The organism is Devosia ureilytica (genome assembly GCF_024273195.1).
Taxonomy (GTDB): domain Bacteria; phylum Pseudomonadota; class Alphaproteobacteria; order Rhizobiales; family Devosiaceae; genus Devosia; species Devosia ureilytica.
Genome location: NZ_JAMZCU010000006.1, coordinates 135,559 through 158,220 on the forward strand (window position 1 = coordinate 135,559; position 22,662 = coordinate 158,220).

Consider the following 22,662-nt stretch of genomic DNA (forward strand, 5'->3'; position numbering starts at 1 on the left):
GGGCGCGGCTTGGCTGCGCCCTTTTTCTTTGGAGACCCTCAATGACCAAGGCTGAAGCGGCGCGCCGATCCCCATTGGGCTGGAGTGACTGGCTGTTCACCGCCCTGATGCTGGCGCTGGCCGTCACCTGCGTGTTTCTCGGCAATTGGCAGATGGCGCGGCTGGAGGACAAGGAAGCCCTGATGCTGGCTGTCGACCAGCGGCTGACCTCCGAGCCGGTGCCGGCGCCCGCCGCGGCCGACTGGACCAGCCTCGATCTCGATGCCTGGAACTTCCAGCCCGTTACCCTCACCGGCGCCTATCGCTACACCCAGACCGTCACCGTCTTCACCAGCCTTTCCAACGCGCGCGGACGCTTTTCCGGGCCGGGCTATTGGGTGGTGACGCCCTTCGTGCTCGACCAGGGCGGCACGGTCTTTGTCAATCGCGGCTTCGTACCCCAGGACTATCAGGAGCAGGCAGCGCTCGGCGACCTGCATGGTGACGATCCCGGCAGCATCACCATCGCCGGCCTGTTCCGTCCGGGCGAGCAGGTCGGCTTCATGGCGCCCGAGCCGAACATGTCCGACCGCGTCGAATGGGTGCGCAACCCCGAACGGCTGGCCGCCATGATCGACCCGGCGCTGGCCCCGGTCGCGCCCTTTTACGTCGATCTGCTGGCCGCTGGCGCGGGCGACATGCCACAGGGCGGAGAAACCGTGGTCAGCTTTTCCAACAACCATTTCGGCTATGCGCTGACATGGTATGGCTTTGCGATTGTCGCGGTGGTCATGCTGGGCGGCTGGCTCTGGCGCCAGTCCCGTCGGGAGCGGACGCATCCGTGATGCTGTCAAAACCTTGCGGCCACGGCACGCTTTGACTAGGTTGCAACAATTCTAAAAGGGCCTTTCCCCTCGATGCAGTTTGTTTCCACGCGCGGCCAGGCGCCTGCGCTCGGCTTCTCTGATGCAGTTTTGGCCGGTCTGGCCGCCGATGGTGGGCTTTATGTGCCCGCATCCTGGCCCCAGGTGAGCGCCGACGAAATCGCCAGCTTTGCCGGCAAGCCCTATGCCGATGTTGCCTATGCGATCATCTCGCGCTTCACCGAGGGTGAAATTCCAGCGGCAAAGCTCAAGTCCATCCTTGAGGAGGCCTATGCCACCTTCCGTCACCCGTCGGTGACGCCGCTGCTGGAGCTGGAGCCGGGCCATTTCGTGCTTGAGCTGTTCCATGGGCCGACGCTGGCCTTCAAGGACGTGGCGATGCAGTTCCTGAGCCGCGTCATGGATCATATCCTGCTCGAACGCGGCCTCAAGGCAACCATCGTCGGCGCCACCTCGGGCGACACCGGCTCGGCGGCAATCGAAGCCTTTCGCGGCCGCGATACCACCGATATTTTCATCCTCCATCCCAAGGGGCGCACCTCCGAAGTGCAGCGCCGGCAGATGACCACGGTGCTGGACGACAATGTCCACAATATCGCGCTCGAGGGCGCGTTTGACGATTGCCAGGACGCGGTGAAGGCCATGTTCAACAACCACGCCTTCCGGGATCGCGTGCGCCTTTCGGGCGTCAATTCGATCAACTGGGGCCGCATTGTCGCGCAGATCGTCTACTACTTCACCGCCGCGGCGGCGCTCGGCTCGCCTCACCGCAAGGTCAGCTTCACCGTGCCCACCGGCAATTTCGGGGACATTTTTGCCGGCTATTGCGCCAAGGCGATGGGCTTGCCCATCGAGCGGCTGGTCATTGCCACCAATGCCAATGACATCCTGCGCCGCACCCTCGACACCGGCCGCTACGAGATGACGGGCGTCGCCCCCACCATCAGCCCATCCATGGATATCCAGATCTCCTCAAATTTCGAGCGGCTGCTGTTTGAAAGTGCCGGTCGCGATGCCGATGCGGTCAATCGCATGATGGCGGGGCTCAAGCAGTCCCGCGGCTTTGACCTGCCGGAAACCTCCATTGCCGCCATTCGTCGCGACTTTGCTGCCGGTACCACCGACGAAGCCGCGACCAGGGCGGTGATTGCACAGACGCACAAGGCCTCGTCCTATCTGCTTGATCCACATACTGCCGTGGGCGTGGGCGTCGCGCGCAGCCAGCCGCATGACGGCACGCCCATGATTACGCTGGCGACAGCGCACCCAGCCAAATTCCCCGCCGCCGTGGCGGAAGCCTCGGGCATTGAGCCGGCTCTGCCGGCCTGGCTCGGCAATCTCTACGAACGACCCGAACGGGTCACGGTTCTGGCCAATGACCAGCGCCTGATTGAGGACTTCATCGTGGCCCGCAGCCGCGCTTGAACGACACGAAAGGGGCCGCGGTCGCAAGGCTAGCGGTTCGGGAGGACCAGTGTGAGCGTAAGATCAACGACCCTTGAGAATGGCATGGTGGTCCTCACCGATGACATGCCGCATCTCGAAAGCGCTTCGCTTGGTGTTTGGGTAAAGGCCGGCGCACGCTCCGAGCGCAAGTCCGAACATGGTGTTTCGCACCTGCTTGAACACATGGCCTTCAAGGGCACCAGCACCCGCTCCGCGCTGCAGATCGCCGAGGCCATCGAAAATGTCGGTGGTGATCTCAACGCCGCCACCTCCATCGAACACACGGGGTATTTCGCCCGCGTGCTCAAGGAAGACGTGGCCCTGGCCGCCGACATCCTGGCCGATATCCTGCAGAATTCGACCTTCGAGGACGATGAGCTGGCGCGCGAAAAACAGGTGATCGTCCAGGAAATTGGCGCCGCCCGCGACAATCCTGATGATCACGTTTTCGATCTGTTTCAGGAAGCGGCCTACCCCAGCCAGCCCATCGGCCGCACCATTCTGGGAACCGTGGATTCGGTGCGCGCCTTTACGCCCGAGACGGTGCGCAAATACATGCGCCGCAACTATGTGGGCGACCATATGGTCATCGCCGCCGCCGGCCATGTCGATCACGATAATCTGGTACAAGTGGCGCGCGAGCGCTACGCTGACCTTGCGCCCAATGGCGCCCCCGATCCGCAGCGCGCCGAATATCGGGGCGGGCAGGAGCGGCTGATCTCCGATCACGAGCAGGCCCACATTGTCCTCGGCTTCGAGGGCAGGGCCTATAACTCTGATGGCTTTTACGCGGCCCAGGTGCTGGCCTCGATCCTTGGCGGCGGCATGAGCTCGCGCCTGTTCCAGGAAATCCGAGAAAAGCGCGGCCTCTGCTATTCGGTCTATTCCTTCCATTGGGCCTTTGCCGACAGCGGCGTCTTTGGCGTTGCGGCGGCGACCGGCGAGGACGAAGTGAGCGAACTGGTGCCCGTGGTGCTCGACGAACTGCGCCGGGCCACCGAGACCATCACCGATGAGGAAGTGGTGCGCGTGCGCAACCAGATCCGCGCCGGCCTGTTGATGTCGCTTGAAAGCCCCTCGGCCCGTGCCGGCCAGTTGGCCCGCCAGCAAATCCTCTGGGGCCGCCCGATCCACATGGCCGAGACGGTCGAACGCATCAACCGCATCACCGCCCAGCGCGTGCGCGATGTGGCCGAGCAGATTTTCACCTCCGGCACGCCAAGCCTGGCGGGCATCGGTCCGATCAGCCGCCTTGCCGATGTGGAAAGCATCGGCGAGACCCTCAAGCGCTGACCTCATGCTCTGGCCCTGGTCGTCGCCGGCGCCATTGGTAACCCTTAAAGGGCAGCGCGTGACGCTGCGCCTGCCGCAGATGCACGACTATCCGGCCTGGTACAGCCTCCGGCGTGCCAGCCAGGATTTTCTGCGGCCCTTCGAGCCACGCTGGACCGAACTCGACCTGGCCCGCCGCGTCTATGCCATGCGCGTGCGCCGCGCCCGCCAGGAAGTCGAGGAGGGCTCGGACTATACCTTTTTCATTTTCTTGACTGTCGGCGGGCGCGAGGAGCTGGTGGGCGGCATCACCCTTTCGAACATCCGCCGCCGCGCCGCCCAGCATGTCAATCTGGGCTATTGGATGGGCCAGATGCACGCCGGCAAGGGCCTGATGAGCGAGGCCGTGGGGGTGACGCTGCCCTTCGTGTTCCAGACGCTGGACCTGCACAGGGTGCATGCCGCCTTTCTGCCCACCAATATCGCCTCGCGCCGGGTGCTGGAAAAGAACGGCTTTATCGAAGAAGGATTTGCCGAGCGCTACCTGCAGATCAACGGCCGCTGGGAGGACCATGTGCTCATGGGCCTGACCGAGGAACGCTGGTCGGTAAACCGGCTCGCCGGCCGATCACGGATCGCTTGAACGGGCAATTGTCTGTGTGTTGCACACCGGCAACAGCCCACAGCGCTTGTCGCAAGCGTCAATCTCCCGTACCAGTTTAGCGCTCCGCTGGAGGATCAAGACGACAAAGGCTTGTCCGGGCTTCGCGCATGTACCGAGACTGCCGCCATAATGAAGCCTAGCGCAGGATTTAACTGCCCCCGATGCGTCACTTGTTTGCACTCGCGATCTGTCTTGCGTTCGCGCTGTCCGGCCTCGCGCCCGCCCAGGGTTTTGAGGTCATTTCGGTCCCCGAAGATGTCAACGCCGTCAACCTGTCCGAGGTGGTCGAGGTTGTGCCGGGCCAGGATGGCCGCGTGCAATTGTCCACCGCGCCTGACGCCGACGGCATCATCCGCCGCATCGAAGTGCTGGCCAGCGACACCGAGACCAACCCCGCCTTCGCGCTGATTGCGCTGCGCAATGACAGCGACCAGCAGATCCAGCGCCTGCTTGTTGCGCCCTTTTTCCGGCTGCCCGGCTCCGGGGTGTTCCAGCCTGACCTTGGCGAAAACCGCATCACCGCCGTCACCCCCAGCGCCGGCATCCGCCCGGTTCGCCTGACCGACCCCGAGGCCGATGTATTCGAGGTCACCCTCGACCCCGGCGCCACCATGACCGTGATCGCTGAATTGGCGACCGCCGATCTGGCCGAACTCTACCTTTGGGAGCCAAGCGCCTATCGCGACTATGTCAACTCCTTCACCCTGTTCCGCGGCGTGGTGCTGGGCGTTGCCTCGCTGGCAGCGGTGTTTCTCACCATCATGTTCGTGGTCAAGGGGCGCGGCGTATTCCCGGCTACGGCGGCTTTTGCCTGGGCGGTGCTGGCTTACCTGCTGATCGATTTCGGATTGCTCGGCCGCATCCTCGGCCTCTCGGCCAGCGGCATGCAGCCCTGGCGAGCGGCGGCTGAAGCGGGCATAGCAACGACCCTTGCCGGGTTCCTGTTCATCTATCTCAACCTCCACCGCTGGCACCTGCGCTTCATCCACCTCGCGCTTGGCCTGGCCGCGCTGTTCCTGGCGCTGTTCCTGTTTGCCTTCTTCGAACCCGCCATTGCCGCCACCATCGCGCGGCTGGTGCTGGCGCTGCTCGGCGTTTCCGGTTTCTTCCTGATCCTTTTGCTGGCGCTGCGCGGCTATGACCGCGCCGTGTTGCTGGTGCCCACCTGGATCATCTTCATCGCCTGGCTGTTCTATTCCTGGCTGGTGATTTCGGGGCAGGTGACCAATGACGTAGCCCAGCCCGCAGTGGGCGGGGGCCTCGTGCTCATTGTCATGCTGCTGGGCTTCACTGCGGTGCAGCACGCCTTTTCCGAAGGACAGGTCTCCATCGGTACGCTCAGCGAAGTCGAGCGCCGGGCGCTGGCTCTCACCGGCTCGGGCGATTTCGTCTTCGACTGGAATATCGAACGCGACCGCGTGACGGTGAGCGATGAACTGGCGACCCGCCTCGGGGAAAAGCGCGGGGCTCTGCGCGGCGCCATCAAGCGCTGGCTCGACCGCGTCCATCCCGACGACCGCGACCGTTTCCGCACCGCCTTCGATACCCTGGTCGAACTGCGTCGCGGCAAGGTCTCGGCCGATATGCGGGTCTCCGGCCACGACGGCAATTTCCGCACCTTCCGCATGCGGGTGAAGCCCGTGCTGGGTGGCGACGGTCAGGTCAACCGCATCGTCGGTACCCTGCAGGACGTCACCGAAGACCGGGCGGCGCGCGAGCGGCTGCTGCATGATGCCGTGCACGACAGTCTCACCGGCCTGCCCAATCGGCAATTGTTCCTCGACCGGCTGGAGCGCGCCCTGGTGCGCGCCCGCACCCCCGGCGGCACCAAGCCGGCCGTGTTTCTCATCGACATCGACCGGTTCATGGAGCTCGAGGAGCGCATCGGCCACTCTGCCGCCGATTCGGTCCTGCTGGCGATCTCCCGCCGCATTTCGCGCATCATGCGTCCGCTCGACACGGTGGCCCGTATCACCGGCGACCAATTTGCGGTGATCCTGTCGTCCGAACAGGCGGCTGCGAAAATCGCCGAAACCGCCGAACAGATCCGCAAGGCGCTCAAGGCCCCGTTCAATTTCGGTGATCGCGACCTGGTGCTGACCGCCTCCATCGGGGTCACCATCTATGACAGCAATCCCTCTCCCGCCACCGATGTGCTGCGCGACGCGGAACTGGCCATGTACTACGCCAAGCGCTTGGGTGGCGACCGCATCGAGGCCTATCGCGCCTCGGCACGCTCCATCGCCTCCTACAACAAGGCCAGCGAGGAAGACCTCGAACGTGGCCTCAAGCAGGGCGAGTTGCATGTGCAGTTCCAGCCGGTGATGGACATCCATTCCGGTCAGATCGCGGGGGCCGAGGCGCTGATGCGCTGGACCCATCCGACGCGCGGCATGGTCACGCCCGACGAATTCGTGCCGCTGGCCGAACGCTCGGGTCAGATCGAGAAGCTCGGACGCCTGGCCTTTGAACAGGCCGCCGCCCAGGCCAAGGACTGGATGGCCACCATCGGCCTGCCCGAGGGGTTTTTCATCTCGGTCAATCTTTCGCCCAGCCAGCTGGCGACCGAAACCCTGCTCAACGACATGCGCAACCTGGTCTCGCAGGACAGCGCACTGGCCGGGCACCTCAAGCTCGAAATCACCGAAAGCCAGGTGATGACCAATCCCGAGCATTCCGCCTATATGCTCGAGGCCTTGCGCAATATGGGTCTGGGACTGGCGCTGGACGATTTCGGCACCGGCCATTCATCGCTGAGCTATCTGCACCGCTTCCCCTTCGACACCATCAAGATCCCGGCGCCCTTCGTGCGGCTGGGCACCGAAAGCGGCATTGCCCATACCCAGGCGCCGATCATCCGCGCCATTGTGGCGCTGGCCAATGATCTCGACCTGATGGTGATCGCTGAAGGCGTCGAAAACCTCGACGAAATCGAGCGCCTGCGCCAGCTCAACTGCCGCTACGCCCAGGGCTTCGCCTTCGGCGCGGCCATGGTCGGTTCTGAACTGGGCAAGAAACTCGCCGCGCAGATGGGCAAGTAATCTTCTGGCCTGACGGGGCCGTCGGCGCCTGCGCCCCCTCGCCCCTCAGGGGAGAGGGTTGGGGTGAGGGTGCGACCCACTGGTGGGGCCCAATGCTGAACCCCTCATCTGGCCCTATCGGGGCACCTTCTCCCCTCAGGGGAGAAGGGAGCTCTGTGCCTGGGCAAGTTTGCTGACTGTGTCGCTGCGTTATCCGTGCCCGGCCTCGGTGCTGAGGCTGGCGCGGGTGATCTTGAGGACGGCAAGGGCCTCGTCGTATCGGCGCTCCACGGGGATATCGAACAGCAATTCATGGCTGAACGGGATGGTCAGCCAGCCATTGGCGCTGATCTCGTTTTCCAGCTGCCCCGGCGACCAGCCGCAGCAGCCCAGCGCAAAAAGTGCCGCCCGCGGCGCCGGCCCGAAGGCCATGGCCTTGAGTACGTCCAGCGTGGCGGTCAGGCCGATATCCTCGGTGACCTTATAGGTATTGCCGCTGTGATAATCGCCCGAATGCAGGACAAAGCCGCGTCCCTTTTCCACCGGCCCGCCACGCATGACGGCGCGGTCGCGGATGGCATCGGGCAGGCGGATGACCGCATCAGGATCGCCCAGGTCCAACTCGTCGAGAATGTCCGCGAAACGGAGATTGGCCAGCTCGTGATTGACCACCAGGCCCATGGCGCCCTCATCGCCATGGCCAACAATCAGGATCACGCTTTCGGCAAAGCGTTCATCCGCCATGTCCGGCATGGCCACCAGGAATTGTCCTTCGAGACTATTCATGGCCCAATTGTAGGCGGCAGGGGACGGCCTGCCAAGCGGCGCCGGCGCACCCACGTTCACGAAGGCCTGAAGGGGTGCTATATGGTCGTTCATCAATTGCTGCGTTAATGCCCTTGTCATGCGTATCCTGCCGATCCTAGCCCTATCCTTGCTTGCCCCCGTCTCATCCGCTTTGGCGGGCGAAACCGCGTGGCAGGAGGTCGCCCCCGGCGTGTCGATCCGGTTGATCAGCGCCGGTGCGCCCGATGCCGCCGGCAAGGCGCTGTTCGCGCTTGAAATCGACATGCCCGAAGACACCAAGACCTATTGGCGGGTGCCCGGCGAAACCGGCCTGCCCACCGAGCTGGATTTTTCGGCGTCCACCGGCATTCGCGGGCACGATCAGCTCTGGCCCTTTCCGCTGCGCGAGTTCAGCGGGGGCTATCTCGACTATGTCTATTTCGGCCACACCGTGCTGCCCATCGAGCTGAACATTACCGACCCCGCTGGCACGGTGGACCTCGAGGCGACGCTGGGCATCTGTTCGGACATCTGCGTGCCGGCGCAGGCGCGGCTGACCCTGCCGGCATCCGAAGACCATCCCGATGCCGTCAATGCGCTGCGCATCAGGCAGGCATTGGCCGATGTCCCCCTCGCCTGGGACGAGGGCAGCGAGCCGGCTGGCACGGTGCGCCTGCTTAACGATGGGTCGGCCATTGCGGTCGAAATCGACAGCACGCGGCTTGATCCCGCCAGCCTGATCGTCGCCGGAGGGGCCGACGGTCCTGTGTTTGGGGCGCCGCAAAAAAGCCCTCAAGCCAACCTAGTGCTGCTTCCCATCATGGGTAAAACCGACAATAGTGCGCTTGATGGCATGGAGGTCGAACTGTCCTTCATGACCCCGATGGGTGCCTTTGAGGTGAGCCGGACTATAGAAGCCGGTACCGATGCGACTGTGGATGCGCTGGGCCAATAAGTCCGCGGACTTGTGCCTTTTGGAAAAGCCGCATATCGCAGAGACAGAGTTTTGGAGTAGGCGGCCAGGCCGTCGAGAATGGGGCAATTTCCAATAATGATCGAACGCGGCAATCCGGTCCCATCCGTCGGGATCAAGCTGGTGACTGCGGCCGGTGTCGAGGACACCACGAGCCAGGCAGCGCTGGGGCAGGGCACCGTTGTGCTGTTTTCAGTGCCCGGCGCCTTCACGCCCACCTGTCATGTCAATCACTTGCCCGGTTTCGTGGCCAATGCCGCCAGGCTCCGCGCTGCCGGGGTTGACCGGATCGTCTGCGTGGCGACCAATGATCACCACGTGATGAAGGCCTGGGCCGAAACCACCCAGTCGCTCGACGATGTCGAGTTTCTGGCCGATGGCAATGGTGCGCTGGCCGAGGCCATGGGCCTTGCCAAGGATTTTACCGCCTCCGGCATGGGCATGCGCTATGCACGCAGCGCCATGATCATCCGTGATGGCGTGGTCGATGCGCTGTTCGTCGAAGACGCACCGGGTGTCCATGCCAGCGGTGCCCCCGCCATTCTGATGGCTCTTGAAGCCAGTGTTGCCGCTTGATCGCCAGGAGCCAATCGCACATGACCCTGTCCCTGACGCCAATCCTTCGCCTTTCCGCCCTCAGCGGGCTTGCCGTGTTGCTGGCAGGCTGTTCCATGGGCTCGATGTTCGGCGGCGGCACCAGCGCCAATGCTGACCTCCAGAACGCCACCGCGACACCCCAGGCGGTCGCCCAGGCCCAGACCAATGCCCTGCCGGTGATTGCCACGGAATGCCCGCCCATCAAGGTGCGGCTCGGTGGCGAGGCCATGTATTATTACGGCAATGGCCGCGTGGGCGATCCCAAGGCCCTGCAATACCAGGGCGTGATCGACGAGACCTCGCGCAACTGCGTGGTCTCCAATGGCCAGATTACCGTCAATATGGGCGTGACTGGTCGGGTCTTGCTCGGCCCGGCTGGTACCCAGACCACCGTCAATGCCCCGATCCGCTTTGCCGTGGAACGCGACGGCCAGGCGATCTTTTCGGAAAAATACACCCTGGCCGTGGCTGTCACCCCGCCGGCCCAGACAACCGAATTCGTCAAGGTCGTCGAGAACGTCACCGTGCCCTATCTCGGCGGCGAGAGCATCACCATTTGGGTCGGCTTCGACACCAGGGGCTGAGAGCGTCGCCGGCGGTCCGCACCGCGGATGAATGGCTCCGGTGGAGCCATTCAGGCCAAGAAGGCCATGAGAGCTATGCTCGAATGGCGGAGTACTGAAAAAGGCCCGGAGCTTCCTCCGGGCCTTTTCTTATTCAGCCGCCTTGGGGGTTTCCACGGGCATTTCCCACTTGAGAATGGGCAGGCGGGCGGCGCGGGTTTCGTCCAGCCGGCGACGCGGCGCCTTCATCGGGGCGCTGGTGAAGCGCTCGGCATTGCCAGACTTTGCCTCGGTCGCCAGTTCCGCCATCACATCGCAGAAATGGTCGAGCGTCTGCTTGCTCTCGCTTTCGGTCGGCTCGATCAGCATGGCGCCATGCACAACCAGCGGGAAATACATGGTCATGGGGTGGAAGCCCTCGTCGATGAGCGCCTTGGCAAAATCGAGCGTCGAGACATCCGTGCCCTTGAGGAAGCTGTCGTCAAACAGCGCCTCGTGCATGGTCGGATAGTCGGGGAAGGGCACGCTGAACACATGCTCGAGCCGCGCCTTGACGTAATTGGCGTTCAGCACGGCGTCTTGCGCGGCCTGCGCCAGCCCGTCGGCACCGTGGCTGAGCATATAGGTCAGTGCGCGCACATACATGCCCATTTGGCCGTGGAAAGCGGTGACGCGCCCAAGGGCCTCGGCTTCGACATGCTCGACCAGTTCGAGGCCATTGCTCCCCTGGCGCACGAAGGGCACCGGCGCGAAGGGCGCCAACGCCGCAGAGAGCACCACCGGACCCGCGCCCGGCCCACCACCGCCATGCGGGGTGGAGAAGGTTTTATGCAGGTTGATGTGCATGGCGTCGATGCCAAGGTCGCCCGGCCGCACCACGCCCATGATGGCGTTGAAATTGGCGCCATCGCAGTAGAAGAACGCTCCGGCGTCATGCACGGCCTTGGCAATCTCGATGACTTGGGGCTCGAACAGGCCACAGGTATTGGGATTGGTCAGCATGATCGCGGCGACCTCGGGCGACAGCGCGTCCTTGACCGCCTGCACGTCCACGGTGCCGTCAGTGCGTGCCGGGATCGGCTTGACGCTATAGCCCAGGAATGCAGCGGTCGCCGGATTGGTGCCATGGGCGCTTTCGGGCACCAGCACGATCTTGCGATGGCTCTGCCCTGCGGCGTCCTGCGCGGCCTTGATCGCCATCATGCCGAGCAGTTCGCCATGCGCGCCTGCCTTGGGCGACAGCGCCACGGCAGCGGTATTGGTCAGCGTCATCAGCCAGTGCGACAGCTGGTTCATCAGCTCCAGCGCCCCCTGCACGGTCGAAACCGGCTGCAGTGGATGAATGTCGGCAAAGCCGGGCAGGCGCGCCATTTTCTCATTCAGGCGCGGGTTGTGCTTCATCGTGCACGAGCCGAGCGGATACATGCCGCTATCAATCGAGTGGTTGAGCCGTGACAGACGCACATAGTGGCGCATCGCCTCAGGTTCGGTCAGCCCCGCCAGGTCGAGCTTGCTCTTGCGCCCGAAGCCGCCAAGACGGTCGGCCGAAAGTGTCACATCGGGCAGGTCGACGCCCGAATGCTCGGTATCGCCGATCTCGAACAGCAACGGTTCATCGGGCAGTAGCGCCGAGCCGGAAGCCGAGGTGCCGGTGGTGCCCACGCCGGTGGGGCGGCCTTGGGTATTCATGCTCATGCCAGTTCCTCCGTCAGCGCTGCGGTGAGGGCGGCAATGTCGCCATCGGTGGTGAGTTCGGTGGCCGCCAGAATGATGAGATGGTCGACATCGGGATCGCCCGGCAGCAGGCGGCTCGCGGGAACACCGGCGAGAATGCCACGCCTTGCCAGTCGCTCGACCAGGCTGACTGCCGGCTGGGTGACGCGAATGGTCATTTCGTTGAAGAACGTCTTGTTGAGCACTTCAACACCCGGAACGCTGTCCAGCGCATCGGCGAGCTTGATCGCGGTCGCATGGTTGAGGCGGGCGAGGCGAGTGAACCCGGCTTCCCCTAATAGGCCCATGTGAATGGAGAAGGCGAGCGCGCAGAGCCCCGAATTGGTGCAGATATTGCTCGTCGCCTTTTCGCGGCGGATATGCTGCTCGCGGGTCGAAAGTGTCAGCACGAAGCCGCGATTGCCGTCGGCATCCACCGTTTCGCCGCAGAGCCGCCCTGGCATCTGGCGGATGAATTCCTTGCGGGTCGCCATAAGGCCCAGATAGGGCCCGCCGAAATTGAGCGCATTGCCAATCGACTGGCCCTCGGCCACCACGATGTCTGCGCCCAACGCGCCCGGCGCTTCGAGAAGACCCAGCGACACCACTTCGGTGATCACCACGATCAGCAGCGCGCCCTGCGCATGGGCTGCCTCGGCGGCGCCCTTGAGGTTGCGCAGATGGCCGTAGAAATCGGGGGTCTGGATAACGATGGCGGCGGTATTGCCGTCGATATGGTCGAGAATGTCGCCCTGGCCCTGGGGGGAGGGGGAAAGGCACACCAGGTCCGCATCGTCCTTGAGGTAGGACTTCACCACATCGCGATAATGCGGGTGAAGGCCACCCGACAGCACGATCTTGTTGCGGCGGGTCAGGCGGCGCGCCATCAGCACGGCTTCGGCGGTACCGGTGGAGCCGTCATAAAGCGAGGCATTGGCCACGTCCATGCCGGTGATCTTGGCCACCTGGGTCTGGAATTCGAACAGCATCTGCAGGGTGCCCTGCGAGATTTCAGGCTGATAGGGCGTATAGGCCGTCAGCCATTCCGAGCGCTGGATCAGATGATGGACCGTAGCCGGCACATGGTGACGATAGGCGCCTGCGCCGACAAAGAACGGGCCATTGCCGGCCGCGTGGTTCTTGTTGGACAGCGCCCGCAGATGCGCCTCGACCAGGAATTCCGGGCTATGCGCCGGCAGGTCGAGCGTGAAGGACTTAAGCGCCGATTTCGGCACCGCGCTGAACAGCGCATCGATATTGGCAGCGCCGATGACGCCCAGCATCTCGGCGCGTTCATGGTCTGAATGGGGAAGGTAGCGCATGGATGGGAGGTTCCAGTTTGCTGTGAAATCAGGTGCCCGGAGGCAGGAGCGATAATCGGGTTGTCGCCCCCTCGCCCCTCAGCGGGGGAGGGTTGGGTGAGGGGGTGAAGACCGTTCGGCAAAACCGCGACGCCGAACCCCTCATCCGGCCTATCGGCCACCGTCTCCCCTCAGGGGAGACGGGAGAGCGGCGCGCGACAGGTTTTGGCCAACTAGACGGTGAGCTCCGCATAGGCCGCGTCGTCGAGCAGGGTGTCGATTTCGCCAGCGTCGCTGATGGCGATCTTGTAGATCCAGCCGCCGGCTGTCGGGTCGGTATTGATCAGGCCCGGCTCACCCGAGAGCGCGTCGTTGACTTCGGTGACGGTGCCCGAGACCGGGGCATAGATCTCGGAGGCGGCCTTGACCGATTCCACCACGGCGGCTTCGTCGCCCTTCTTGAGGGCCTTGCCGACGCTGGGGAGTTCGACAAACACGATGTCGCCCAGCTGTTCCTGGGCATAATTGGTGATGCCAACCACGCCGGTGGTGCCTTCGACGCGGATATATTCGTGATCAGGGGTGAATTTGGTGGTCATGAGTGGGCCTCAGGCTGACTTGCGGAAATAACGGTGTGGGACGAAAGGCGTGGGCACGATCTCGGCGGATTGGGCGCGGCCGCGCACCGAAACCTGCAGTTTCGCGCCGATGACGGCATGCTCCGGCGGCACAAAGCCCATGGCGATGGCCTTGCCCAACGAGGGCGCAAACCCGCCGCTGGTGACAACGCCAATGGGCGCGCCCGAAGCATCAAGAATTTCCGCGCCTTCGCGCGCCGGGGCGCCTTCAACGACAAGGCCGACGCGCTTGCGCGTGAGCTGGCCTTCGCGCTCGGCGAGAATGCGCTTGGCACCGGGAAAGTCGGCGGCCTCGCGGCGACGCTTGGAAACGGCAAAGCCCAGGTCCGCCTCGATGGGCGACACGCTTTCGTCCAGGTCATGGCCATAGAGCGGCAGCCCGGCTTCGAGCCGCAGGCTGTCGCGCGCCCCAAGGCCGATGGGCTTGACGCGCGGATCGACAAGCAGTTCGTCCCAGAGCGCCACCGCCATATGGGCGGGCACGAGAATTTCAAAGCCATCCTCGCCGGTATAGCCGGAGCGCGAAATGATGAGCGGCACGCCGTTCCAGTCGAATTCCTGCACCTGCATGAAGCCGAGCTGTGTGGCCTGGGGCACCAGAGTGGCCATGATGTCGACCGCCTCGGGACCTTGCAGGGCAAGCAACCCCCCACTGTCAGCGCGCCGCAGGACGGCCTTGTCGCCAGCAGCTGCCGCGATCAGTGCAAAGTCATTTTCCTTGGTGCCGGCATTGACCACGACATAGAGCGATCCGGCGCGGTCGGCCTGGCGCCCTACCATCAAATCGTCAATGGTGCCGCCCTCGGCATTGAGCAACAGCGTGTAGCGCATCTGCCCCGGCTTTAGCCCGGCAATGTCACCGCAGACCAGCGGTTCGATGATGGCGGCGATAGCGGCGTGGTCGGTTTCTGCGTCACCGCTTGGGCTGGTGAGCATGAGAAAGCTCGGACCCATGTGGCTGACGTCGAACAGGCCTGCCTGTTCGCGCGTCCATTTATGCTCGGCCATGATGCCGCTCGGATACTGCACCGGCAGGGCATAGCCGCCGAACGGCACGATGCGTCCACCGGCAATGCCATGGCGCTCGAAAAGCGGGGTCTGCTTGAGGTCTTGGGAGCTGGCTTCGGCCATGGGCAATCCTGGGGTTCAAAGGCGACACGACAAGGCACCGCCTTGCGGCGGGTATGCGTGCCCCCTCTGTCCTTGCCCTGAGAGATTTCCCAGCTGAGCGCCGGTTGCTCCTTCGGAGAGGCCGTTGCCAGCCTGCTTTCCAGAGTGTTTGACCCGACTGCGGTCCGTTGGCCTGAGAGTTTCCGGGGCGGTTGCTCCTTCGGCGCTGGCGCATGGCCAGTCTCTCCCGCAGTCCCCGGCACCATGGTGGAGTTTCCGGGGGGCGTCAATTAGCCATGATGCTTGTTGCACAACCAGCAATAGATGTTCTTAGCCTGCGGGCGTTCTCGACGACCTATCCTTCAAAGGCCGCGCCGCTATCCCCAGCGGGCGGCGGGTGTCCAATCTGGGTCGCGGGACGAGAAGACAATTGTTAGCCTAGTTTCGTTTCCCCATCCGTCGGGATTTGATAGTTCAACGGGATCCAACCCGGCAACCTGTAGCGCCACCCTTACCTTGGCGAGAAATTCCCGCTTGGTTGCTTCCCAGAAGACCAGCGTTACGCCGCTGTTGGGTGGGTTCTTTATTCCCAAAATAGTATTGCTTTCTACTTCCAAACCGGCCGCGCGAAAGATGCTTATTGTTTGTCGATAGAGTCTGTCGGCGTCAGAAGAGTCCCCATGCCTTACGATCTTCACGGCTCCAGACAATCCGGCCAAAGTCGCTTTCATGCGTTCCTGAGACTCGCTGGACAGCCCGTAGGTCGCAAGAGCATTTATCTCCTCGCGAAGTTTCGCAATTTGCGCCTGAGCCTCGTCCGGCGACTTGCCGTTTAATTTGTCTTTGTAGTCGGCGACCCGCTCCTCAGCGAGCTTAATGCGTTGGTCCTTGGTGTCATGGGAGCCGGCCCCAAGCAGCACAGCAAACCCAAACCCTACAGCTCCGGAAAGAATCATTAATCCAATTACGGTTGGCCACGCATCCTTGAGCGTGGGTAGTGATGCAATGAATTCATTCCATATTTGCTCTAGTCCCATGAGTTCTTCATAGCAGTAAGAATCCTCTTTGAGGAACGGTTTGTGATTGAGCGAACAAGAGTATGTAAAAACAAAAAAGGCGGGCATCGCTGCCCGCCTTCATATTTCGTCAGACCGGAAAGGCCCTAGTTCAGCTTGCTGCTCACATCGGCGATGGCGGCGTCGATGACCTTGCCACCCTGCTTGCCCATCTGGTCTGCCAGCACCACGCGGGCCGCTTCGATGGCGATGTCCGCGGAGCGGGCCCGCACCTCGGCGACGGCCTGAGCTTCGGCCTGGGCGATTTTGTCTTCCACGGCCTTGGTGCGGCGGGCAACCAGATCAGCCAGCGACACCTGGGCTTCCGCAGTCAGGCGCTCGGCCTCTTCCTTGGCAGCCGCGACAATGCCTTCGGCTTCCTTTTCAGCGGCCACGCGCTTCTGCTCGTATTCGACCAGCAGGGCGGCAGCCTCATTGCGCAGGCGCTTGGCCTCGGCAATGTCGGTCTCGATCTGCTTGATCTTGCCGTCGAGCATCTTGGCGATGATCCGGGGCACGCCGAAATACAGCATCAGGCCCAGGAAGATCACCAGGCCGACCATGGCGAAGAAGCTGTTATCCAACCATTCTGGCATGGCGCTTACCCCTTAACCTTGGCAACGGCAGCGCGAACGCTGTCGGCCGGAACGTCACCGACGAGCTGGCCAACCACGGCCTGGGCCGTTTCGGCAGCAATCTCGTCGACATGGGTGAGAGCCTCGGCCTTGGTCTGGGCAATGCGGGCTTCCGCAGCGCTGACCTTCGAGCTGAGATCGGCTTCGGCGGCGGAGCGCTTGGAAGCCAGATCGGCCTGGATGGCCTCACGGTTCTGGTTGGCGATGCCCTGTGCCTTGGCCTTGGCTTCCGCCAGGGCCGCTTCATAGGCAGCAATGGCAGCGTCGGTTTTCTGGCGATCCGCGTCGGCCGCAGCCAGATCGGCATCGATCAGGGTCTTGCGGTTTTCAAGGATGCCACCAATGCGGGGCAGGGCCAGCTTGCTCATCAGGATGTAGAGCGCGCCAAAGGAAATGGCGAGCCACAGCAGCTGGCTGGGGAAAGTTGCCGGGTCGAAAGGCGGAAACACGTCCGAATGGGCTTCATCGCCATGGGCTTCGGTCGTGGCATGCGTGTCGGCGGTCGGATCGGCGTGAACGCCTTCCTCGACATGCATTGCATCGGCGGCGCCCGCGGCTTCTGTGCCGTGGTCGTCTGCCGGGAGTTCCGCTTCTTGAGCGTAGGCTTGCGTTACCATCTGGTCGAGGTCCCGTTAAATCCGATCATCCAGCCGATAGGGCCAGAGAATAGATCGCAGCCGGGAAGATCCCGGCTGCGGCATATCTGTGCAGGTCGCGAATTAGGCGACGAACAGCAGGATCAGGGCAACCAGGAACGAGAAGATGCCCAGAGCTTCGGTCACGGCGAAACCAAAGATCAGGTTACCGAACTGGCTCGGCGCAGCCGACGGGTTGCGCAGGGCACCCGAGAGGAAGTTGCCGAAGATGTTGGCCACGCCAATGGCGGCGCCAGCCATACCGAAGGTTGCGATACCGGCACCGATGAACTTTGCGGCTTCAGCTTCCATTTTAATGTCCTTTCAAGCGACTATTAGGTTCCGGCGGGCCATCCGCCGAGATTGGTGGTTAGTGAGACGGGTGGATCGCGTCGTTGAGATACATGCAGGTCAGGACCGCGAAGACATAGGCCTGGACTGCACCGACGAGAAACTCGAGACCGGTCAGGGCGATTGCCATCAGGATGGGCAGGATGGCAGCGGCCCAGCCGAAAGCGCCAAGGGCCGCAATCATCATCACGGCAAAGCCGGTGAAGACCTTGAGGGTGATGTGACCGGCAAGGATATTGCCGAACAGACGGACCGAGAGGCTGATCGGGCGCGAGAGGAAGGAAATGACCTCGATCGGCGTCACGATGGGAAGGATATAGCCCGGCACACCGGCAGGAACGAAGAGCTTGAGGAACTTCGGGCCGTTCTTGACGAAGCCGTAGACAATGACCGTGATGAACACCAGCATCGACAGCGCGAAGGTGACGATGATGTGGCTGGTAACGGTGAAGAAATAGGGCACCATGCCAAACATGTTGGCAAACAGGATGAAGGTGAAGAGGCTGAACACCAGCGGGAAGAACTTCATGCCGGCCGTGCCGGCGGAGCTTCGCACCATCCCCGCGACAAACTCATAGAGCAGTTCGGCGGTGAGCTGGGCGCGGGTGGGGATGAGCTTCTTGCCCGAGGTCGAGAGCAGCAGGAAACCGGCAATGGTCGCCACCGTCAGCACCATGAACAGGGCCGAATTGGTGAAGGCGAACGTGGTGCCCGACCCTTCGGTGCCGTCGCCGCCAAGGGTGAACAGCTCGAAGATGTCAGTGATGACAAACTGGTGGATCGGGTCAGTACCGGCCATGGAGCCCTCTAAGCGTCATCAATTCTCTGTCCGCTCATCGTCTTCCGCTTCGGGTCCGAGATCGGCACCCTTGGGGGCAGGCGAGGCGGCATTCATTTCCGCCACCACTCGGATGACGTTCAGGATTCCAGCGGCAAAGCCCATCAACAAAAGGATGAGCAAGCCCCAGGGGCTGGTTCCCAGGCCAAGGTCGATGAGATAGCCGATACCGGCGCCCACCAGAACCGCGGCGATGAATTCGGTGCCGATGCGCAAGCCGCGCGCCATACCGGTCATCTCCGGGGAAGCATCCCGGTCGGATCTGTTGTCCTCCCGCTCGCGCTCCCGCTTGGCAGAGGCAATACGCGATGCAAGATCGTGCGTCACCCCCTTGGCGCTATTTGGCTGGCCCTGGTCGTCTGGCGAACTGGTCATCCGCTGCTCCCTTGTGGCCGGCCAATTTCCCCCGTTGGAGGGCGCCCTTTTTAGTCGCGCGCAACATAGTGGTGGCCCTATTTGGTGTCAAGGCAGGCGCGGGCTGCGTAAGGTATTGTAATAAAATGAAAATCCGCTCCGCGGCAGGGGTGCGGCATGCTGTCCACATGCCGAGCGCCACAGAGTCAGGGCAGGGGCGGGGGATTCTGTGGTTTCCTCAGATGCCGCGCCAAGCTCGGAACCGTCCTCGGCGCTCTGGCGGAGGGTGTGGATAAAGGCTCGCGGGACGGGCCCAAGGGCTGCATGGCGTGCTTGGACTTGGATTAACGGCTAAAGCAGACTTCGCCGGGGACGGAATGGCGACAGGCTAAACGGCTTCCCGGAAGCTCTCCGCCGTGGTCAGGTCCACCGACACCAGCTGGCTAACGCCGCGCTCGGCCATGGTGACGCCGAACAGGCGATCCACCCGGCTCATGGTGATCGGATTGTGGGTGATGACCATGAAGCGCGTATTGGTCCGCTGCCGCATCGAATCGAGCAGATTGCAGAAGCGCTCGACATTGGCGTCATCGAGCGGCGCATCGACTTCATCGAGCACGCAGATCGGTGCCGGATTGGTCAGGAACACCGCAAAGATCAGGCTCATCGCCGTCAGCGCCTGTTCGCCACCCGAGAGCAGCGTCATCGTCTGCGGCTTCTTGCCGGGCGGCCGGGCGATGATTTCGAGGCCCGCCTCGAGCGGATCATCGCTTTCCACAAAGGTCAGTTCGGCGGTGCCGCCACCAAAAAGGGTCGTGAACAGCTCCTGGAAATGCGCATTGACCTTGCCGAATGCCTCGTTGAGGCGGGCGCGCCCTTCGCGGTTGAGCGAGGCGATGCCGCCGCGCAGCTTGGCGATGGCTTCGATGATGTCGTCGCGGTCGCGCACCATGGTGTCGCGCTTTTCCTGGACCTCTTCGGCTTCCTTTTCGGCAGACAGGTTGACCCCACCAAGCCGTTCCCGCTCCGCTTTCAGGCGATCCAGCTTTTGCTCGGTCGCGTGCTCGGGCGGCAGCGCTTCCTCGGGGCGAATGCCGGAGGCTTCGAGCGTTTTGCTGGCGGGGATGCCGAGCGATTCTTCGATCTGGCGTTCGATCTGCTGGCGCTGGACGATCACGCCTTTGAGGCGTTCCTCGATGCGCGTCAACTCGATACGGATACCATTGAGCGCATCGCCGGCGGCCTTGAGCGCCCGGTCGGCTTCGCGCCAGGCTGTCTGCGCCTGGTTGAGGCGGTCGCCCGAGGCCTGATGGTCGATCCGGGCCATATCGATCTGCTCGTCAAGCTGGGCTTTGCGGCTCTTAAAGCCCTCGGGGGCTTCAGCCAGATTGCCAAGCTGCGCTTTGACCTCGGCCATGCGCTGATCGAGCGTTGCCAACTGGCCCTGAGCCCCATCGCGGCGGCGTTGCCAGGCGGCGCTGTCGCGGCTCAGCTGATCGAGCCGGGCGCTGCGCATGCGCGCCGCCGATTCCACCGTGCTCAATTTGAGGCGCGCCTGATCAGCCTTGTCGCGCAGGGCGGCGAGGTGCTGCTGCGCCGCGCTGGCCGCTGCCGCCATTTCGGTTTCTTCGCCCGCCGCGCCCAGCGCGGTCTCGGCGTCGCTGCGCATGGCGTCTGCTTCAACAAGGCTCGCGGCCAGCCGGGTCTGTGCCTCTTCGAGGGTCGAGCGCCGGGTGGCGAGATCGCCCATGGCGCGGGTGGCCTTGTCGAGCTCGGTCTGAGCGGCGCCAATGGCGTGCTGGGCTTTACGCCACTCCTCGCGCCGGGTCCGTTCGGCGTGCCGGGCGGCATCGAGGGTCGCCGTCAGCGCCTCGACATCGCGTTTCCAGCCATTGCGCTCGCCCTTGGCGCGCAGGATTTCCTCATCCAGTTCAGCCAGCCGGTTGCGCTGGGCGAGGCGCTGCGCGGCAGCGCTCGGCGCATCGGCCGCCGCCACAAACCCATCCCAACGCCAAAGCGCGCCCTCCAGCGTCACCAGCCTTTGGCCGGGCTTGAGGGCCTTCATCAGCGCCGGACCATCGACCGCATCGACCAACCCGATCTGGTCAAGCCGGCGCTTCAGGAGCGGCGTGCCGGTGACATGGCGCGACAGCGGTTCTGCGCCCTGCGGCAGGGCCGGATCATCATAGCCATCAATGGCCACCGACCAGTGCATGGGCGCGCCTGCATCCGATGAGGCCTCAAGATCATCGCCAAGCGCTGCACCCAGCGCCGTCTCGAACCCCGGCTCGACCGAGAGCTCATCGACTACGGCAGGCCAGAGACTAGCGCCGGTATTGAGCATTTTTCCCAGCGTCGACGCCTCCGCCTCAAGCCGGGTCACCAGCGCATCAAGCTCGGCAAGACGCGGCCGCGCGTCGTCGAGCTTGCCTTGGGCGGCGCTGGCCTCTTCCTCAGCGGCAAAGGCCGCAGTCTCGGCGGCGCCAGCCTGGGTCTGGGCGGTCTCAAGCGCTGCGCGGCGGGCCGTCAGGGTTTCGTCGGCGTCGAGCGCCGCGATCACGCGGGCTCTGTCGGCCTCCACTTCGGCCAATTGCTGGGCGAGCCGCTCGCGGCGGGTGCGGGCATCGGCCAGGTTCCGCTCCGCCTGCATGCGGCGGGCCCGCAATTGCGCCAGGGCATCTGCGGCTTGCCTGGCTGTCTCGTCGGCCTCGCCCACGGCGGCGCGCGCGGCGTCAGCCTCACGCCGCGCGGCGTCGAACTCGGCCTGGGCGGCATCCTGTTCGGCGCTGAGCTGGGCCTGTTCCTCCCCATAGGCCGCAAGCGTTGCCTCGGCCTCGCCCACCAATTCGCGCTCGCGACTGCCATCGGCAGCGATCTGGCGCAAACGATCTTCCAGCTCCGTGCGGCGCTGGGCCATGCGGCGCGCTTCTTCGGCCAGCTGTTCGGCAAGAATTGTATAGCGCTGCAACACCGCCCCGGTGACGGCCTCGCGTTCCCGCAAAGGCGTTAGCGCGGCTTCGCTGGTCTCGACCGTCTTTTGCGCCACCAGTTCGGCATGGGTGGCATCGGCCAGCTGGCGGATGAGTACAGCCTGCGCCGCTTCGGTTTCCTTTTCCGCCACGCGCGTTGCGACCCAGCGAATGTGGAACAGCGTGGCCTCGGCGCGGCGGATTTCGCCCGACAGGCCGCGATAGCGGGTGGCGAGGCGCGCCTGCCGCCTGAGCGTTTCGAGCTGGCTTTCGACCTGGGCGATGACATCGTCAACGCGCTCGAGATTGCCTTCGGCAGCCCGCAGGCGCAGTTCGGCCTCATGGCGGCGGGAATGCAGCCCGGAAATGCCGGCGGCTTCTTCGAGAAGGGCCCGGCGGGCTGTGGGCTTGGCGGCAATCAGCTCGCCGATCTGCCCCTGGCGCACCATGGCGGGCGAATGCGCGCCGGTCGAAGCATCGGCGAACAGCAATTGCACGTCGCGAGCGCGCACTTCCTTGCCATTGACACGATAGACCGAGCCGGCCTCGCGCTCGATCCGGCGGGTGACCTCGAGCACATCGGCGGTGTTGAGTGCTGCGGGTGCCGTGCGGTCGGAATTGTCGAGAACGAGGGTAACTTCGGCGGTATTGCGCGCCGGGCGATTGCCGGAGCCCGAAAAGATCACATCGTCCATGCCCGAGGCGCGCATGGCCTTGTACGAGCTTTCGCCCATGACCCAGCGCATGGCTTCCACGAGATTGGACTTGCCGCACCCATTGGGCCCGACAATGCCGGTCAGTCCCGGCTCCATGACCAGCACAGTTTCATCGGAGAACGATTTGAAGCCGTGCAACTTCAGGCGGGAGAACTTCATGCGT

General features: G+C 63.7%; 20 protein-coding genes and 1 riboswitch. Of the genes, 8 read left to right on the forward strand and 12 right to left on the reverse strand.

Annotated elements, in window-relative coordinates:
* Positions 1-41: 41 nt before the first annotated feature.
* The 5 genes from NIM87_RS15705 to NIM87_RS15725 all read left to right on the forward strand — a co-directional run bounded on the left by NIM87_RS15705 (position 42) and on the right by NIM87_RS15725 (position 7,286).
* Positions 42-824, forward strand: a complete 783-nt coding sequence (locus NIM87_RS15705) for an SURF1 family protein (protein WP_254675645.1) — start codon at positions 42-44, stop codon at positions 822-824.
* Between the two features lie 72 nt (positions 825-896).
* Positions 897-2,288, forward strand: coding sequence for a threonine synthase (thrC, locus tag NIM87_RS15710; RefSeq protein WP_254675646.1), 1,392 nt, complete (start codon positions 897-899; stop codon positions 2,286-2,288).
* Positions 2,289-2,339: 51 nt separating this feature from the next.
* Positions 2,340-3,602: a M16 family metallopeptidase gene (locus NIM87_RS15715; RefSeq protein ID WP_254675647.1), complete on the forward strand. Its 1,263-nt coding sequence runs from the start codon at positions 2,340-2,342 to the stop codon at positions 3,600-3,602.
* Positions 3,603-3,606: 4 nt separating this feature from the next.
* Positions 3,607-4,224, forward strand: a complete 618-nt coding sequence (locus NIM87_RS15720; RefSeq protein ID WP_254675648.1) for a GNAT family N-acetyltransferase — start codon at positions 3,607-3,609, stop codon at positions 4,222-4,224.
* Positions 4,225-4,406: 182 nt separating this feature from the next.
* Entirely contained in the window at positions 4,407-7,286 is a 2,880-nt protein-coding gene (locus tag NIM87_RS15725; protein WP_254675649.1) for an EAL domain-containing protein, read from the forward strand.
* Positions 7,287-7,475: 189 nt separating this feature from the next.
* Here the strand turns inward: NIM87_RS15725 and NIM87_RS15730 are convergent, their stop codons facing one another.
* Entirely contained in the window at positions 7,476-8,051 is a 576-nt protein-coding gene (locus NIM87_RS15730; RefSeq protein ID WP_254675760.1) for a YqgE/AlgH family protein, read from the reverse strand.
* A gap of 211 nt (positions 8,052-8,262) precedes the next feature.
* Between NIM87_RS15730 and NIM87_RS15735 the strand changes: the two genes are divergently transcribed.
* From NIM87_RS15735 to NIM87_RS15745, 3 genes are all read left to right on the forward strand, one after another.
* Positions 8,263-9,006: a protein-disulfide reductase DsbD domain-containing protein gene (locus NIM87_RS15735; protein ID WP_254675650.1), complete on the forward strand. Its 744-nt coding sequence runs from the start codon at positions 8,263-8,265 to the stop codon at positions 9,004-9,006.
* 96 nt (positions 9,007-9,102) lie between these two features.
* On the forward strand, positions 9,103-9,600 hold the full coding sequence (locus tag NIM87_RS15740) for a peroxiredoxin (protein ID WP_254675651.1): 498 nt from the start codon (positions 9,103-9,105) through the stop codon (positions 9,598-9,600).
* A gap of 20 nt (positions 9,601-9,620) precedes the next feature.
* Positions 9,621-10,205: a hypothetical protein gene (locus NIM87_RS15745; protein WP_254675652.1), complete on the forward strand. Its 585-nt coding sequence runs from the start codon at positions 9,621-9,623 to the stop codon at positions 10,203-10,205.
* Positions 10,206-10,334: 129 nt separating this feature from the next.
* On the opposite strand, the gene gcvPB is transcribed toward NIM87_RS15745, so the two are convergent.
* The 11 genes from gcvPB to NIM87_RS15800 form a co-directional block, all read right to left on the reverse strand.
* Positions 10,335-11,879, reverse strand: coding sequence for an aminomethyl-transferring glycine dehydrogenase subunit GcvPB (gcvPB, locus tag NIM87_RS15750; RefSeq protein ID WP_254675653.1), 1,545 nt, complete (start codon positions 11,877-11,879; stop codon positions 10,335-10,337).
* Complete coding sequence (gene gcvPA, locus NIM87_RS15755) at positions 11,876-13,219, reverse strand: aminomethyl-transferring glycine dehydrogenase subunit GcvPA (RefSeq protein ID WP_254675654.1); 1,344 nt, start codon at positions 13,217-13,219, stop codon at positions 11,876-11,878. Before gcvPA ends, gcvPB begins: the two co-directional genes overlap by 4 nt.
* 212 nt (positions 13,220-13,431) lie before the next feature.
* Positions 13,432-13,797 carry a glycine cleavage system protein GcvH gene (gene gcvH, locus NIM87_RS15760; protein ID WP_254675655.1) on the reverse strand — a complete coding sequence of 122 codons (366 nt, stop codon included), beginning with the start codon at positions 13,795-13,797 and terminating at the stop codon, positions 13,432-13,434.
* A 9-nt stretch (positions 13,798-13,806) separates the two neighbouring features.
* Complete coding sequence (gene gcvT / locus NIM87_RS15765; RefSeq protein ID WP_254675656.1) at positions 13,807-14,967, reverse strand: glycine cleavage system aminomethyltransferase GcvT; 1,161 nt, start codon at positions 14,965-14,967, stop codon at positions 13,807-13,809.
* Between the two features lie 150 nt (positions 14,968-15,117).
* Positions 15,118-15,206: riboswitch (glycine riboswitch) on the reverse strand.
* A 117-nt stretch (positions 15,207-15,323) separates the two neighbouring features.
* On the reverse strand, positions 15,324-16,070 hold the full coding sequence (locus NIM87_RS15770; protein WP_254675657.1) for a hypothetical protein: 747 nt from the start codon (positions 16,068-16,070) through the stop codon (positions 15,324-15,326).
* A 38-nt stretch (positions 16,071-16,108) separates the two neighbouring features.
* On the reverse strand, positions 16,109-16,597 hold the full coding sequence (locus tag NIM87_RS15775) for a F0F1 ATP synthase subunit B family protein (RefSeq protein ID WP_254675658.1): 489 nt from the start codon (positions 16,595-16,597) through the stop codon (positions 16,109-16,111).
* Positions 16,598-16,602: 5 nt separating this feature from the next.
* A complete protein-coding gene (locus tag NIM87_RS15780; RefSeq protein WP_254675659.1) occupies positions 16,603-17,253 on the reverse strand; it encodes a F0F1 ATP synthase subunit B family protein in 651 nt (216 codons plus the stop codon).
* 102 nt (positions 17,254-17,355) lie between these two features.
* Positions 17,356-17,583 carry a F0F1 ATP synthase subunit C gene (locus NIM87_RS15785; protein ID WP_254675660.1) on the reverse strand — a complete coding sequence of 76 codons (228 nt, stop codon included), beginning with the start codon at positions 17,581-17,583 and terminating at the stop codon, positions 17,356-17,358.
* A gap of 58 nt (positions 17,584-17,641) precedes the next feature.
* Positions 17,642-18,421 (reverse strand): F0F1 ATP synthase subunit A, encoded by a 780-nt coding sequence (locus NIM87_RS15790; RefSeq protein ID WP_254675661.1) that lies wholly within the window; start codon positions 18,419-18,421, stop codon positions 17,642-17,644.
* A gap of 18 nt (positions 18,422-18,439) precedes the next feature.
* Positions 18,440-18,835 (reverse strand): AtpZ/AtpI family protein, encoded by a 396-nt coding sequence (locus NIM87_RS15795; protein ID WP_254675662.1) that lies wholly within the window; start codon positions 18,833-18,835, stop codon positions 18,440-18,442.
* 367 nt (positions 18,836-19,202) lie between these two features.
* Positions 19,203-22,658 carry an AAA family ATPase gene (locus tag NIM87_RS15800; RefSeq protein ID WP_254675663.1) on the reverse strand — a complete coding sequence of 1,152 codons (3,456 nt, stop codon included), beginning with the start codon at positions 22,656-22,658 and terminating at the stop codon, positions 19,203-19,205.
* Positions 22,659-22,662 lie beyond the last annotated feature (4 nt).